This window comes from Altibacter sp. HG106 (assembly GCF_028561755.1).
In the GTDB taxonomy this organism is placed as follows: Bacteria; Bacteroidota; Bacteroidia; order Flavobacteriales; family Flavobacteriaceae; genus DFVG01.
Window position 1 is genome coordinate 322140 of record NZ_JAQQTD010000005.1, and the last position, 16126, is coordinate 338265.

Below are 16126 nucleotides of genomic sequence, written 5' to 3' on the forward strand. Positions count from 1 at the left end.
CAACACCATGGGGGTTCCGTTAGAAAAACCAAAGAGCGCTTGGCGCAAGCGACTACACGACATTATCTATGAGGCAGACACGCCCATGGGGAAGCTGTTCGATGTGGTCTTACTGGTGCTCATCTTTATTAGCGTGATCTTCGTTATGGTAGAGAGTGTACGCGGCCTCCCGGAACATGTGTACGATCTTCTGTATTACGGAGAATGGGTGATCACCATCTTTTTCTCGTTAGAGTACATTGCCCGAATCATTACGGTAAAGAAACCGTCTTCATACGTCTTTAGTTTCTACGGAATTATTGACCTGTTATCTACCCTGCCACTCTATCTATCGTTTATTCTGGTGGGAAGTAACTACTTGCTTACCGTACGTGCGCTGCGCCTGCTCCGGGTGTTTAGAATTTTAAAGGTCACTCGATACATAGGCGAATCCAACAAACTGAAAAAGGCCCTGATTGACAGTCGGCCTAAAATCCTGGTCTTCCTTTTTGCCGTACTCATTGTTTGCATTATTGCCGGAACCTTGATGTATTTGATCGAAGGGGAGGCCAGCGGATTCAAAAGCATCCCGGTAAGTGTGTATTGGTGTATTGTAACCTTAACCACTGTAGGTTTTGGAGACATTGCCCCGGTCACCCCTTTCGGACAGTTTCTGGCGGCCATAATTATGATCATGGGGTATGGAATTATTGCGGTACCCACGGGGATTGTAAGTGCCGAATATACGAGAAGCAGTGATTACGTTCACGTTAATAGCAAGGCCTGCCCCAATTGCAACGCTCTGCGCCACAGAGACGACGCAAAATTCTGCCATAAGTGCGGAGAAGATCTCTATCCTGAAACTTCAGAAAATGCCTCCTAAACCGTTACTTATTGCGGTGGTAGGCCCAACTGCGATTGGCAAAACGCGAATCGCTATCGCACTTGCCAAAGCGTTTCAATCGGAAATCATCTCAGCCGACTCGCGTCAGTTTTTCAAAGAAATGCGTATTGGAACGGCGGTGCCTACTTCGGAAGAATTGGAGGCGATACCGCATCATTGCATTCAGCACAAATCGATTCACCAATCGTATAATGTAGGTGATTTTGAAACGGAAGCGCTCACCGTATTAGAGCAACTTTTTCAGCGACATCAAATCGCTATAATGGTAGGCGGCTCGGGTTTGTACGTAGATGCGGTGGTTAACGGACTCGATCATTTTCCGGAAGTACCCAAAGAAGTCCGTGATGTTCTCATGACCCAATGGAAGCGTGATGGTATCGAAGCCTTGCAGCACGAGCTACAGGCCACCGACCCTGACTATTATGAAGGGGTTGATATCAATAATCCACATCGATTAATTCGGGCCTTAGAGATCATTCGGGCGACCGGACAGCCGTTTTCTTCTTATTTGCATCAAGAGAAGCCCCAGCGACCTTTCGAAACACGCTATATAGGGTTAACGGCTCCTAGAGAAACTGTCTACGACAGAATTAACCAGCGGGTAGATGCGATGCTTTCCGAAGGACTTATAGAAGAAGCCCGAAAGTTATTTCCATATCGATCGTTAAACGCGTTGCAGACGGTAGGATACAAGGAATTATTTCAATATTTTGAAGGTCATTGGAGTTTCGACAAAGCGATCGCTGAAATAAAGAAAAATACGCGGCGTTTTGCCAAACGACAAGGCACCTGGTTTCGAAAAAATGAAACCATTCAATGGTTTGAACATACGGTAGCGCCAGAGGAAATTGCACATGCTATAAACGAAAAAAACGCCTAGAATCCAGGCGTTTTTTTTACACTTAACGTTTTCTATTATTGGTCGACTTCATCTTTTACTACCAATCGGAATCCTTCTCCATGGATATTGATGATCTCAACACCATCGTCTTTCCCTAGATATTTCCGAAGCTTTGCAATATAAACATCCATACTTCTCGAGGTAAAATAGTTATCGTCACGCCAGATTTTGGTAAGCGCTAATTCCCGTGGCATAAGATCGTTTTTATGCAAGGCTAGCAAACGCAATAGATCATTTTCCTTAGGCGATAATTTTACCGGATCTTCTTTTTTATAAGTAAGGAAACGAAGCTTAGAATTGAGGTGGAAGTTTCCAATTTCAAACTCGAATTGTTTGCTGTCTGCGATAGAGTCGGTTGCTTTTCGCTGGATGATGGCCTTGATCTTCATGAGAAGCACCTCACTGTCAAAGGGCTTATTCAAATAATCGTCGGCACCCACCTTATATCCTTTTAGGACGTCTTCCTTCATGGCCTTAGCGGTTAGGAAGATAATGGGAATATCTTCATTCTTTTCTCGAATTTCTTTCGCCAATGTAAATCCGTCTTTATACGGCATCATTACATCTAAAATACAGAGGTCGAAATCGTCTTTTTTAAACTTCTCGAAGCCTTCCATTCCGTTTTTCGCATGGGTTACTTCATAGTCGTTCATGGACAAATAGTCCTTTAATACGGTTCCAAAGTTTGGATCGTCTTCAACCAATAAGATTTTTTTATTCTCAGTTTCCATATATTAAGATATTAAGTGTACTTTAATGATAAATGTGCTGCCTTTGTTCTTTTCGCTTTCCACGTAAATATCTGCATCGTGATCTTTTAAGATACGCTGCACATACGCGAGACCAAGGCCGTGTCCCTTTACGTTGTGTATATCTCCCGTATGTTCACGGTAGAATTTTTCAAATATTTTTTTCTGTGTGCTTTTGCTCATTCCAAGTCCCTGATCGCGAATCTTAAGTATGATGCTATTCTTGACGTTTTCGGTATAAATGTCAATTTTAGGAGGTTCTTCGGAATATTTGATCGCATTATCCAAAATATTGACCACCACATTCTCGAAATGAGAGGGGTTGGCAAGGATAGAAGATTTCAATGCGCCAAAATGTGTTTTAATATATCCCTGTCTGTCTTCCATGATGAGACTCACATGAGAGATGGCGTCTTCCACAATGTCATGTAATTTGATACGCTCCTTAGGTAGGTCTAGTTCGTTCTTTTCGAGTTTCGAAATACGCAACACATTTTCTACTTGCGCGTGCATTCGTCTGTTTTCATCGCGGATCATCTTCAAATAACGCTCTAAATACTCCTTGTTATCTGTGATCTTTGGGTTCTTCATCGCATCTAACGCCAAATTGATCGTAGCGATAGGCGTTTTGAATTCATGGGTCATGTTATTGATGAAATCACTTTTGATCTGAGAGATCTGACGCTGTTTAAAGATCTGTGAGAGTGCGCTCGCATAAGCAATGATAATCACCGACGTAAACGCCAGCGACAAAACGGCCATTCCTAAAATAGAACTTAGTACCTGCTTCTGCTTATCAAAAAAGTTGACATAAAGGTTATAGTTGTTTCCGTCCTCTTCTTCACCAAATAAAGGTACCAAATACGTAGTTTCCGGATCTAGTTCAAAATCCTGACTTCGCACGCGAGTAGCGAGACTTTTACTGTACACGGCAAATTCGAAATTGGCGTCTAATCCGCGTTCACTGACCCCTTTTTTAAGTAGGGATTCGATCTCTTCTTTGGTAACCCGTTTGTGAATGGGAAGTTTGGCAGAAATATTCTTAACAGCACTTTCAAATTGTTTCTTTTCGTATTCGGGTAGCCGTTTAAACGACTCGACGGTCGATTTCGTTCCAGCTCCACCATCCACGCCATCACTAAAGCGTTGCGTCTTTTTGGAATTGATTATTTTTTTGAATTGTACGCTGTCTAATTCGGAATCTAAAAAACTAGATGATAATTTAAAGTCTTCTTCGGAAATTCGATCGGTATAAATGATGGTCTCATTATTGTCGTTATTCCGAATGGTGTAAATAAGTTCTGTAATGCTAACATTTTCTGGGGCTTCAATGCTATCTAATAAAGAGTTGTAAACGTTGTAGTAATCTTCCACCTCTCTATTCCGTACTTTTTCAGCAACATGTAGTAAAATTTGCCGTGCATTGAATGAAAACTGATCTTTTTTCTGCTGATATGAATTTCGAATCCAATAGCCCTGAATAAAGATAATTCCAAGCAGGGCCAGACTCATGAGCGCGATCAGTAAAGCGAATAGCTTTTTATTCATAGCTCAAAAGTAAGATTTTAACATTTAGGCAATGGGGTGTTTAACCAAATGTTAACAAAATCAATAAAACTAAGGCTTCAGGGCATTTTTAACAGCTTTCTATGGAGGGCTTCTACCTGTGTTTTCGTGGCTTCGAGGTCTAGATTTTCAATAACGAAATCGGCTCTGGCTACGCGCTCGGCATCCGATAGTTGGTGTGCCATTCTAGCTTTAATGGAAGCTTCATCGGTATCATCTCGTTTCAAAACGCGCGCTAGTCTTGTTTCTTTCGGTGCCGTTACTACCACGACCGCATCGCACTGTTTATAGGCTCCGCTTTCAAACAATATGGCCGCTTCTTTAATACAATAAGGAGCGTCTAGCGATTGTGTCCACGCTTTAAAATCGGCTCCCACCGCCGGGTGTATAATTTGATTCAATTGTTCCAACAAGGCAGTATCCTGAAACACTTGTTGTGCGATCCAGGCCCGATTCAAAGTGTTGCCCTCGTACGCTTCCTTTCCTAGCAATTTGCAAATCTCGTTGCGAATAGCATCAGACGTGTTCATAAGTCGTTTTGCGGCTTCATCTGCGACGTATACAGGAATACCTAAGGCTCCAAACATCGTTGCCACGGTAGTCTTTCCGCTACCAATTCCACCGGTAAGTCCGATAATCTTCATAGCATCACTTTTTACTTAAAGATTAGAAAGTCGATCTTTTTATCTTCAAACTCGACATTCCGCAGCCAATCTGGCTTTTTTAGCAATTCCGGAAGCATAAAGTTTTCATCACGATTTCGTTTCGAATAGTCACAAACCACAGAAAAATCATTGGCGGTGACCTCCTGAAACTCATTGATGGGAAGGTTCATACGAAGTAAGACGGTTTCCGGAACTAACTTCACCGAAACATCTGAGGGCACATTAATTAATTGGATGGGAACTGTTACTTCCTTTTGCACAAACTCGGCCACCTTGAGGGCAACCTTCACCTGCACAGGATCCCAGGTAACATGTTCGCGTTCTGGTAGGTCCAGGCGAACCGTTTCTGATAGATCGTTGTCTACATTCTGTGCCTCTAGCGGCAACGTACTAACGGTCCCTAAGGAATCGATAGAACTTTTAGGCGCACGTACCGAAACAGAATCTGGTATCGCATAAGCACTATCAATAGCTTGAAAGCCTTCACGAAATACAATGTCGGTCATAGGCATTACGGCCACTTTCTTAGAAATCATTTGGTCGAAGGTGATTTGTACGGAAGTTGGTTGCAGGTTTCGCACCACCACATCACTTCCCAACTCACGTTGAATCAAGCCTAATAACTGTTCGTTCGATAGCGTAATGCTGTCCTTACCTTGCTCAAAATAGGTGCTCACTGAAACGGGTATTTCAGGGCGTCTTAGCTTGAATAGCAACAATTTGAACCCATTGGCGCTGATATCAAAAGTGATTTTTTCGGAAGAAGCCTCCGATAATATTACTTCTTGCGGAATGGAAACATAGGAAAGCATGACGGAGGAGCTGCCATTGATTTCTTTAGAAAATTTGGTAAGAATCCAAAATACAATGGCTAAAATCAAAAAGAAGATGAACACTCGAGGTTTGGTGTTCTTATAACTTCTGCGCGGCTTTCTTGAGTCCTTCATGAACGCTAAAATTACTCAAAAAATAAGTGAGGAAATTGTGTTTTAGGATCTTTCTTGCACCAACGAATATGGTAGGTAGATCGAAGGAAGGCCCAACCATATCCAAAAAACTGAACAAATACGGCGGCCACGGAAAGTAGCCCAATGTAGGCACTTTTATTCTGAAGAGTGGAAAGCAGAAAAACGGTTAGTACGTACAGCAATAATGGCACTGCAAAAAAATAGTGGATGCCGGCAGCGAGTAGTACTGAGCTAATGACAAATACAATAAACCAGGTAGGAAACCAATACGTAATCTTTGCACTCTTGGGATGCCAAGACGTGAGAATCGGACGTACGAGTCCGAATTTCTTTACCTGTAGATGAAACTTCTCCCAGGAAATACGGCGTTTGTGAAAAACCGCAGCATTGGGGATAAAAGCAGTTTCAAAACCCTTAGCCTTGATGCGCTGGGATAAGTCGGGATCTTCTCCCGGGTGAATTTTTCCAAACCCTCCGGTAGCTTCAAAGGCTTTTTTAGATATGCCCATATTGAAACTTCGTGGTTCGAAAGAATTGACGCGTTGTTCTTTTCCTCGAATTCCTCCCGTGGTTAAAAAAGATGTCATGACAAAGTTGATCGCTTTTTGTAACGGACTAAAACTGGGGTGTGCAGCATCGGCCCCACCAAAACAATCTACGTAGTGAGATGCTAAAAATGCTTCTACGGTTGGTAAATAGTGTTTTGGCATTAAGATGTCTGAATCCAATATGATAAAATAATCACCTTTGGCGTTCTTCATTCCAAAATTACGGGAGTCTCCGGGACCCGAATTAGGCTTGAAATAATAAGAAATGGGAAGTTGTTCAGAATAATGTGCCACGACAGCTTCGGAAGTTTCCGAAGAGCCATCTTCAACAATGACGATCTCATAGGGAATATCCCACTTGGCATCAGCAACGCTCTCTAGCAATTCCTGAATTTCCTGCGGCCGATTGTACACAGGAATGATAAATGAATAACGGCGATTCATGCCGTCAAAAATAGTCAAAAAAAAAGCCACCTACCTCATGGTAGATGGCTTTTGGTTCTAAGGTTTTAGAACTTATTGCTTAATGATCTTGTACGTTCCTAGCTGACCATTAACAGATACTTGCATAATGTAAGCACCTACTGGCAGTTGTGAAACATTCAATTGACCTGAAGTCGCATTCACATTTAGGTCGATCACTTTTTGACCAACGATATTGAATACTTGAGCGCTTTCAATAGGCTCTACAGATCGTAGATTGATCATGTCATTCGCAGGGTTCGGATAGAAATCAAACCCTTGAATGGTATTGTCTGCAGTACTTAGGTTTTCACCATCGATAATAATATCGGTAGCATCTCCTGAATTCACTACAAATACATAGTAGGTTTGTCCTGCTGTAGTATTGATTGTAGTTTCCGTACCTGGAAGACATTGGTTAGCAGTTTGATCTACTAACACTAGGTCATCTTCAGTTGCATTCTCGTCTGGAGCTTCAAACCAAATAACAACACTTGTTCCAGAAGGATTATCAATAGTTGCGGTTACGGTTCCATCTCCAAATGGAGTAATGTTATACCATACACCGGCAGCACCAGAGATATCACAATCTGTTGGAACACCACCTTCGGTAGTAGCCGCTGGAGTTACTACACCTGGATCGGTATAAGGAACACCTGCATCATCTACGTCGATAGAGTTCACAATCATATCGTTTGGTGGTGGTACTGGGATACAGTCTACATTTAATGAGTAGTTACCTGTTGCACCGCCAAAGCCGTGAACTAAGATATAGTACGTGCTATTTCCGTCACCTGTGAAGGTTACTTCCGACTGAAGACCACAAGAGTCATCATTGTCAGTTACACACACAAGGTCACCACAGTCACCGGTATATACAGTAAGCTTAGAATCATAGTCGGTTCCACCATCACATAGAGAAACTACATAATCGCTTGGGAATCCGAAGTCATCTGTAAATACATACCACTCACCTGGAGAAGTAATTCCGGTAGCACATACGGGAGAGTTATCCACTGTTGCATCAGACGTATTTCCAGTGACGGTATCTCCACAGCTAAGCTCGATTGCTCCTTCACAGAAATCTTCTGTTACAGGACCACAAGTGGCTTCAAGGCTGAAGTTACCTGATGCGGTACTAAATCCTTCTACCATTACGTAGTAGGTAGAAGTTCCGTCTGAAATAAAGGTAAGCTCTGATTGAAGACCACAAGAGTCATCGTTAGAAGCTACTTCTTCCGTGAGGGTACAATCTGTGAATACGCGTAGTACAGAATCGTAATCCGTTCCACCATCACACAATGAAAGTGTTACTGCTTCTTGTGAACCACTACCTGTGAAGGCGTAGAATACATCTGGAGCCGCATTTCCACCAGAGTCGGTAGCCAATGCAGTGCTTCCAGTTACTACGTCACCACACGTTAGATCGTATGCATTATCACAAAGATCGTTTGTAGGACAGAAAGTAATGGAGAATGCATTTACGGTACCAGAGTCTCCACTGGCCGTATCACAAATCTTCAATTGCCAATCACCTGCAGTATCTTCTCCTGCAAACGTAGCCGCGAAAGAACCACCTTCAGCAGCATACGGACCTGCACCATAAGGAGCAGTTGCTGCAGTAATATCGGCACCACCATCCTGGAACATAGTTCCGTTATAGGCGTCGTCTGTGTTACCACTATTGTTGTCACTTAACAATAATTCGGTTCCAGCAGGAGAAACTAATGAAATTTCAAGGTCTCCAGACCAAGTGTGTGCGATGTCGATCATTACATTGTCGATCATTACACTTCCACCGATAACATTAGAATCCGGTACGTTTACAGGAATTAGGTTGGGTGCAGCAGCACAATCGGCTGTAGTGGTAGCTCCACCGTCGATATCGAATGGTACCGCAGCAGAATCGTAGGTGTCACAAGGACCTCCACCACCACCTCCGGGTACTCCGTCGAGTGAGAACATACCTAATTCAGAACCAGCTGTGTTGTACACTAGCGTAGTAGCACCTGTAGCAGTATCTACGATATATACGTTACTATCACCAGAGAACAAATAACCGCCCATGTATAGGGTATTGTCGAAGTGATCGAAGGCTACATCCTGTGCAAATGAAATATCAATTCCCAAAGCACCAATAACGGTAGAGGTTCCTGTAGTTAAATCTACAGAGTAAAGGCTATCGTCTCCGATATCCGCCATAAAAGCGTTACCGTCATTATCGATCGCTAACCAGATACCAAGAGCGTTCCCAGTACCCGATCCGATGGTGGTAAGTGTTCCTGTAGAAAGATCTACCGAATACAATTGTGTGATCACGCCATCGGTACTAGAAGCGTACATCGTATCGGTTGTAAAGTCCCAAGAGAGACCTGTTACCGTATGCGCCGCTAGCAAGTTCGTAAGTGGACCTACTACGGAAGAAGTTCCAGTTGAGGTATCTACAGTAATTAGTTGATTTGCAAGGAAGTCTAAGGCATATAAGGTTCCGCTTCCGTCGAAATCATCAGCAAATGGCTGCTCATTCAAACCAGGTCCGATAGGTGAAATGGCGTATGGACCTGCAATAGGAGTCGTTCCGAATGGAAATGGAGCGGTTGCTGGGAAAATTTCCGCAACGTAGAAATCGGTTGGACCGGTTCCTCCACCGCCTCCACCGCCACCGCCACCGGCGGATAGGATTTCAATTTCCCAACCTAGGTAGTTGATCACAGCGGAAGCGCTAAACTCGAACGTTAGGTCTCCAGAAGTACCACTAAACGTCGTACCACCAAATTCAGCAATTAATTCCGCAAGGTCGTCAACGTCCCCTGGTCTACTATCAAAAATAACAGGATCTGCTGTTGAGGTTCCGTCATAGATTACCAACCAATCGAAGGTATTGTTGACACCGTAATCGATAAAGTCAATTTCATCTACCCCTTCCAAGGTAGTCACTGTAATACAACCACAGTTTGGGTAGTTTCCTGGAGTTCCATCAGAGTTAGCTCCTCCTGGTCCTCCCGGATCAAAAAAGAAGTCTCCTGTTGCAGGAGTAAACGTTTCGGTTGCTCCGGCCGTAGGAATAATATCCGCCTCCGGATTTCTATTTTGCATTCTGAAATGTCCTCTTAGGCGCGTCGCTTCCGCTTCAGAAAGAACATCCATTATACTACCGACATGATTCTTAGCCGCAGCCAATTTGGCCTGAATATCACCAATGGTGGCTTGAGGCGTACCTTGTCGATTCGCCGCAGCTTGCAATTCTTCCTTTTCCGAAGAAGAAGTCGAGGCTATTTGAGCACTCATTGTCCCCACAAGACAGAACAAAAAGCACCATAACAGAGTAATTCTTTTCATAATTAAATTTAAATTATAGTTAATAAGTCTTAAAAATATCCAAAAAATGCTGAATGACAAAAGAATTTAAACAACTTATTTATTCTTCCGATGTACTTCTCAAAACATCGACCATCATCAAAAAAGCCCATTCTTCAATGGGCTTCAGTATATTAGTTATGTCAATTGGTGTTATTCCTCCTGCTTTAAAAAGGGCTCCATGACAGCATCACTCACTCCCATATTCGAGAAACCACCGTCATTGTATAAGTTTTGAAGCGTCACCCGCTTGGTAAGATCACTAAACAAGGAAATGGTATAATTGGCACAATCCATCGCGGTGGCATTGCCCAACGGAGACATTTTGTCCGCATACGCGATAAAGCCATCGAACCCCTTTACCCCTTGCCCTGCGGTGGTGGGTGTAGGCGATTGAGAAATGGTATTGACGCGTACTTTTTTGTCTCTTCCGAAGAAATAACCAAAACTGCGTGCAATCGATTCCAAATAGGCTTTGTTATCGGCCATATCATTGTAATCGGGGAATACGCGCTGTGCTGCCATATAGGTAAGCGCGACGATACTACCCCATTCATTCATCGCATTTTGTTTGTACAACACTTGCATGGTCTTATGGAAGGAAAGCGCCGATACGTCCCAACCTTTGTGTGTCCAATCGTAGTTAGATTCAGTGTAATGTACGCCTTTTCGAACATTTACAGACATTCCGATACTGTGTAATACAAAATCTAATTTGCCTCCTAACACTTCTTGGGCCTTGCTTACCAAATTTTCCAGATCCTCCAAGTTGGTCGCATCTGCTGGAATGATTTCGGATTCGGTCTTCTCAGCCAGTTCTTTGATTTTTCCCATTCGCATCGCAATGGGCGCATTCGTTAATACAAAGGCCCCACCTTCTTCTTTTACTCGCTCGGCCGTTTTCCAGGCAATAGAGTTTTCGTCTAGCGCCCCAAATATAATTCCTCTTTTTCCTTTCAATAAATTGTACATATCGTATCCTAGTTTTTCTGAAACCCACGCTTTTCGTGGGAGTTGGTTGTTCAAATATACGTTAATTCAATAATTCTTTCGCATGCGCAATGGCCGAATCGCTTAATTGCTTCCCTCCTATCATCTCTGCAATTTCCGCAATGCGTTCTTCCTTCGTTAAGCGTTTCATTTGCGTTATGGTAGTAGTGGCCGTTTCCTCTTTGAAAACCTTTAAATGATTTGTGCCTTTGGCGGCAATTTGCGGAAGGTGTGTTATACTCAACAGCTGCATCTCTCCGCTCATGCGCTGCATCAAATTGGCCATTTGCTGCGCTATCTCTCCGGAAACTCCTGTATCGATCTCGTCGAAAATAAGAGTGGGCATGTGCTTGTATCGCGATAATATCGCTTTGATCGCCATCATAATCCGACTCAATTCGCCGCCGGAGGCGACTTTTTTCAAGGGGCCTAGTCGGCTGCCTTTATTAGCCGAGAAGCGTAATTCTAAGTGATCCATCCCGATTTCTCTGAAGGTTTCAGAACGTTCCAAATGAAAGTCGAATTGCGCATTGGGCAAGCCGAGTTCCCCAAGAAGAGCGATCAATTCTTCCTGAAGTGCCGGAATGGCCGCTCGCCTCTTTTCTCCCAGTTCGGTTGCCGTACGGGTTGCTTTAGATTTCCATTCGGTCTCTTCTTGCACCGCGTTTTCTATTTTCTCGGCAAGGGTTTCGGTTTCGTGCTGCGCCTCAGATAACTCCTTCTGAATGGCAACAAGTTCCGCTACCGTCCCTACCGCGTGTTTCTGTTGCAATTGATGGATACGTTGTAATTGTGCGTTCGTATCGTAAAGCGCTTGCGGGTCGCTTTCGATTTCTTCCGCCAACTGTACCAGGGTTTCTTCCAGGTCTTCTAATTCAATGATCACACTGTGAATGCGCTCCCAGGCTTCCTGATATTCGCTGGCAAAACCTTGTAGCCTTGCGAGCTCTTTTCGCGCTTCCTTCGCATTTTCTAGGATTCCCGCTGGCTCCTGAGAGAAGAGCTGCACCGTTCTTGACAGTCCTTCAGTAATGCTTTCTGAATTGTTGAGCTTCTCATAGGTTGCTTCCAAGGCTTCCTGATCGACACCTTCTAAGCGGGCTTCCTGAAGTTCGTTCAATAAAAACGTGTTGTAATCTGCCTCCTTTAACGAGGCTGCCTGTCGTTCTCGAAGTGTTTCCAAGGCTGTACTCGCCTGAAGATAGCGCTGTCTTTCCTGTTGATATTGCGCTACGATTGCTGAAGTATTGGCAACCGCATCGATCATTTCCAACTGAAAGGTTTCTGAGTTTAAGGATAGGGTTTCATGCTGACTGTGAATATCGATCAAATAAGGGCCAATGGCTTGCAATTGTTGTAGGGTTACCGGCGAATCGTTCACAAAAGCACGTGACTTTCCGCCCGGTAAGATTTCGCGACGCAAAATAGTATGTGCGTCGAAGTCCATATCATGTGCTACGAATAGTGGTTCCAGATCGTATTCGGCGATGGAAAACTCGGCCTCAATAACACATTTCTTGTCAGGATTTTTGGCGCTGTTTAAGTCGGCTCGTTTTCCCAACAATAACGAGAGCGCTCCTAGTAAAATCGACTTACCCGCTCCGGTTTCACCTGTGATAATGGTGAGTCCGCCCTCCATATTCACCTGAATATCTTCAATGAGGGTATAGTTTTTTATGGTAAGGCGTGTAATCAAGCAGTACTAGAATTAGATCTCTTTCTAGGTAAAAATACAAGGGTTTTTACACCGCCGCAAGAAAAAAATACCTAGTATTTAATTTCGCTCCAAAAGGTGTTTTTGGTAGGCGCCATGCGGTTCAATATTTCTGTGAGACGCGTAATATCCACCTTGGGCCCGCCGCCGTAGATTCCGGCAATCTCCTCGGCCTTGGCATCAAAGAACGTTCTCAGGAGAAACGAGTTAGGACGTCGATCGTTGATGTTCTTCAGTTTTTCTAAGGCAAGGATGATGTTTTGTTTGGCATCCAATTGATTGGAAGTCATATTGTCCATTCCAAACCGATGATAGTCGTACATCGCGGTGTGAAATTCAGCATACACGGTCGATAACATGGCATCATTATACTGAAAGCGAGACTGCCTTCCACTCGTGGCTTTCCAACCTGCGAAATCCGACGCACTGGCAGTATTTACAATCTGTTTTGCGGTTTGAAAGTATTCGAGGCCGCCATTCTCTTGAAAAGTATCTGCATCCAGGCCAATGATTGTATACACGTGATATGCGAGTACCGAAACTAAATTGCTGCTGAAGGTGTTCGGGTTGAAGTTCAACGGTTGGAATTCAACATAATCAAAATTGAACTGTTGATCGTTGTAGTTGTAAATAGGCGAATCGTACGTAGAGCCATACACCGGTCGCGACGCCTGAATTTGTAGGGAAGCCAGAAAGGTGGTGCTTTCAAAGCTCGAAATAATAATCGAGAAATTACAATCGATGCGCTCCTGGTTTTTATACACTCGATTGGTCCATTGCGTTTGATTCAAAAACTCGGTAAGCTGTTGTTCTAAGGTTCTAAACACCTGAAGGTTTGGCTGCCCGGTTTGAACAGCATCGATAACTACAGAAGCATTTAATTCTTGCGCCTGCGCGCCAGCAATAGTACCTAGAAATAGTAGGGTGAGTAAAAAATTACGCATAAAATTGATCCAGTATATATTTAAAAATATCGTTAGCCACCTCGGCCTTTGGTTTAACTTCAAAAGATACTACATTATTGTGATAGTCTATCAAAGTTATCTTGTTGGTATCTCCCTGAAATCCCGCGCCCTCGTCTTTGAGCGAATTTAGCACAATTAAATCTAAATTCTTTTTTTTGAGTTTGCTTTTTGCATTTTCGAGTGCGTTCTCGGTTTCCATCGCGAACCCCACTAAGATCATGTTTTCTTTCTCTGCACCCAAGGAAGCCAAAATATCTTGAGTTCGTTCTAGTTCGAGCGACATGCCAGAAGCCTTCTTTTTTATCTTTTCTGAAGCCACCTGCTTAGGTCGAAAATCGGCTACGGCAGCACTTAAAATGGCAATATCACAATTTGTTTTGTGGTCGTGAACGGCGGAGTACATTTCGGCTGCGGAAACCACACGTACTACCGTGATGTGGTCGTGATTTAATTCGAGAGTCGTGGGTCCTGACACCAACACTACATCAGCACCCAGCGTGGCCGCCTTGGAAGCAATCGCATACCCCATCTTACCGCTGGAATGATTGCCAATAAAACGCACGGGGTCGATGGCTTCATAGGTAGGACCTGCTGTTACTAGTATTTTTTTATCTCGAAGCGGAAGTTTTGAACGAAGGTCCGTTTCCAAAAAGGAAACGATGTTTTCCGGTTCTGCCATACGTCCCTTTCCTACAAGTCCGCTGGCCAGCGCGCCCTCTTCTGCTGGAATTTGAATGTTTCCGAAGGAGGTCAGGGTTTCAAAAGAATGTTGGGTAGAAGGATGCGCGTACATATCAAGATCCATGGCCGGCGCGTAATAAACGGGGCATTTGGCCGAAAGATAGGTAGCTAATAATAGATTGTCTGAGGTGCCTTGGGCCATCTTGGAAAGCGTATTGGCCGTGGCCGGAGCGATCACAAACAAATCGGCCCACAAACCTAGTTCTACGTGGTTGTTCCAGGTAGCACCCTCTCGTTCTTCGGAAACAAAATCTGACCAAACTTCGTTGTTCGAGAGGGTGGATAGGGTCAGTGGTGTGACAAAGTCTTTGGCAGCCGGAGTCATAACGACACGCACATCAGCGCCCTTTTTCACCAGTAATCTCACTAAGAAGGCGGCTTTATAGGCAGCAATACCGGCAGTTACGCCAAGGAGTATTTTTTTACCGCTTAAAACCGACATGTTTCTTATTGGTTTTCCAGGTCTTCCTGAGTGTTTCGGTGATAGATTTTATCTTCTAACCACTCTTGGATCGCGATGGCATGCGGTTTCGGCAAACGCTCGTAGAATTTAGAAACTTCAATTTGTTCTTTATTCTCGAAGATCTCTTCTAAACTATCGTTATACGTAGCGAACTCATCTAATTTTTCAAGGAGTTCCTTTTTGATATCAGAATTGATCTGTACCGCTCTCTTTGCAATAATAGAAATTGCCTCGTAGATGTTGTCTGTAGGGTCGTCTACACGATTCTTATCGATCGTTACCGTATTGATAGGGGCTTCAGAATTTTTTACGTCGCTCATAATGATACTGCTCTTTTAACTTGTAGGTTGTTGTGCTGCGAGACCTTCATTGATCGCCTCCAAAATTTGATTGGCTTCTTCTCCGTACTCGCCTTCTTGATAATATTTTGTAAATGAATTATACTCGTTTTTCGCTTCTTCAAGTCGCTCCTGTACTAAGGAAGGCAGACTGTTAATAGCGAATAAATAGGTGGCTTTCAACTTTCCGAACGCGGCTTGCTCTCTATAGATAGAACCCGGATGGTCTGAAATGAAATTTTCAAAGCTCTCAATGGCCGGTCTGAAACTTCCAAGGTAATCTCCTAATTCTAACATCTGCTCGGCAACCTCAATGTCTTTCTTCTCTAGCTTCTGACGGAGCTCCACTACCAATTCATTCGCTTCAGGGCGATAAGGAGATTCGGGATAGGTGTTAACAAACTCCTGTAACTTTTCAAGCGCCGTGTTGGTTTCTTCCTGATCTAAACTGAAACGAGGTGATAGTTGATAGTAGCTCTTAGCCGATTTATACGCAGCCACCTCCGCACTGTCGCTTTGAGGATAAGACGTCTTAAATCGATCAAACTGATAGCCGGCCAAATAGTAATCTTCTAATTGGTAGAAGGTATTGGCATATTGGAACATTAACGGTTCTGCCTGAGGCTTCCCGCGGTAGATCGGCACAATTTGCTCCATGAGCTTCAGTGCCTTCTTGTATTTTCCAATCTCATACAAGCTATCCGCAAAGGCGTATTTTTCAGACGGACTCTCACTTCGTAAGACCGACTGATATTTGCTGCAAGACCCGAACATCACTGCCACTAAAAGGAAAAACAATAGGCTTCTCATAGAATT

Annotated in this window: 14 protein-coding genes; 2 read left to right on the plus strand and 12 right to left on the minus strand. The window is 43.7% G+C overall.

Annotated elements, in window-relative coordinates; genetic code table 11:
• The first annotated feature begins 7 nt into the window (after nt 1-7).
• Both PO830_RS10630 and miaA read left to right on the plus strand, forming a co-directional pair.
• Nucleotides 8-862, plus strand: coding sequence for an ion transporter (locus PO830_RS10630; RefSeq protein WP_272853545.1), 855 nt, complete (start codon nt 8-10; stop codon nt 860-862).
• Nucleotides 852-1763, plus strand: a complete 912-nt coding sequence (gene miaA, locus PO830_RS10635) for a tRNA (adenosine(37)-N6)-dimethylallyltransferase MiaA (RefSeq protein WP_272853546.1) — start codon at nt 852-854, stop codon at nt 1761-1763. The genes PO830_RS10630 and miaA overlap by 11 nt, the downstream gene beginning before the upstream one ends.
• A 35-nt stretch (nt 1764-1798) precedes the next feature.
• Here miaA and PO830_RS10640 read toward each other — a convergent pair whose 3' ends face one another.
• From PO830_RS10640 to PO830_RS10695, 12 genes are all read right to left on the minus strand, one after another.
• Entirely contained in the window at nt 1799-2515 is a 717-nt protein-coding gene (locus PO830_RS10640; protein WP_272853547.1) for a response regulator transcription factor, read from the minus strand.
• A 3-nt stretch (nt 2516-2518) separates the two neighbouring features.
• A complete protein-coding gene (locus PO830_RS10645; RefSeq protein ID WP_272853548.1) occupies nt 2519-4081 on the minus strand; it encodes a sensor histidine kinase in 1563 nt (520 codons plus the stop codon).
• Nucleotides 4082-4158: 77 nt separating this feature from the next.
• Nucleotides 4159-4743: a dephospho-CoA kinase gene (coaE, locus tag PO830_RS10650; RefSeq protein ID WP_272853549.1), complete on the minus strand. Its 585-nt coding sequence runs from the start codon at nt 4741-4743 to the stop codon at nt 4159-4161.
• An 11-nt stretch (nt 4744-4754) separates the two neighbouring features.
• A complete protein-coding gene (locus tag PO830_RS10655; RefSeq protein WP_272853550.1) occupies nt 4755-5711 on the minus strand; it encodes a hypothetical protein in 957 nt (318 codons plus the stop codon).
• A gap of 11 nt (nt 5712-5722) precedes the next feature.
• Nucleotides 5723-6724, minus strand: a complete 1002-nt coding sequence (locus PO830_RS10660) for a glycosyltransferase (RefSeq protein WP_272853551.1) — start codon at nt 6722-6724, stop codon at nt 5723-5725.
• 72 nt (nt 6725-6796) lie between these two features.
• Nucleotides 6797-10081 carry a proprotein convertase P-domain-containing protein gene (locus tag PO830_RS10665; protein WP_272853552.1) on the minus strand — a complete coding sequence of 1095 codons (3285 nt, stop codon included), beginning with the start codon at nt 10079-10081 and terminating at the stop codon, nt 6797-6799.
• A gap of 171 nt (nt 10082-10252) precedes the next feature.
• Nucleotides 10253-11071 carry an enoyl-ACP reductase FabI gene (locus tag PO830_RS10670; RefSeq protein WP_272853599.1) on the minus strand — a complete coding sequence of 273 codons (819 nt, stop codon included), beginning with the start codon at nt 11069-11071 and terminating at the stop codon, nt 10253-10255.
• A 61-nt stretch (nt 11072-11132) separates the two neighbouring features.
• Entirely contained in the window at nt 11133-12785 is a 1653-nt protein-coding gene (recN, locus tag PO830_RS10675) for a DNA repair protein RecN (RefSeq protein WP_272853553.1), read from the minus strand.
• A 71-nt stretch (nt 12786-12856) separates the two neighbouring features.
• Complete coding sequence (porD, locus tag PO830_RS10680; RefSeq protein WP_272853554.1) at nt 12857-13747, minus strand: type IX secretion system protein PorD; 891 nt, start codon at nt 13745-13747, stop codon at nt 12857-12859.
• Nucleotides 13740-14951 (minus strand): bifunctional phosphopantothenoylcysteine decarboxylase/phosphopantothenate--cysteine ligase CoaBC, encoded by a 1212-nt coding sequence (gene coaBC, locus PO830_RS10685; protein ID WP_272853555.1) that lies wholly within the window; start codon nt 14949-14951, stop codon nt 13740-13742. Before coaBC ends, porD begins: the two co-directional genes overlap by 8 nt.
• A 5-nt stretch (nt 14952-14956) precedes the next feature.
• Complete coding sequence (locus tag PO830_RS10690; RefSeq protein ID WP_272853556.1) at nt 14957-15292, minus strand: DNA-directed RNA polymerase subunit omega; 336 nt, start codon at nt 15290-15292, stop codon at nt 14957-14959.
• Between the two features lie 15 nt (nt 15293-15307).
• Nucleotides 15308-16120 carry an outer membrane protein assembly factor BamD gene (locus PO830_RS10695; RefSeq protein WP_272853557.1) on the minus strand — a complete coding sequence of 271 codons (813 nt, stop codon included), beginning with the start codon at nt 16118-16120 and terminating at the stop codon, nt 15308-15310.
• Nucleotides 16121-16126 lie beyond the last annotated feature (6 nt).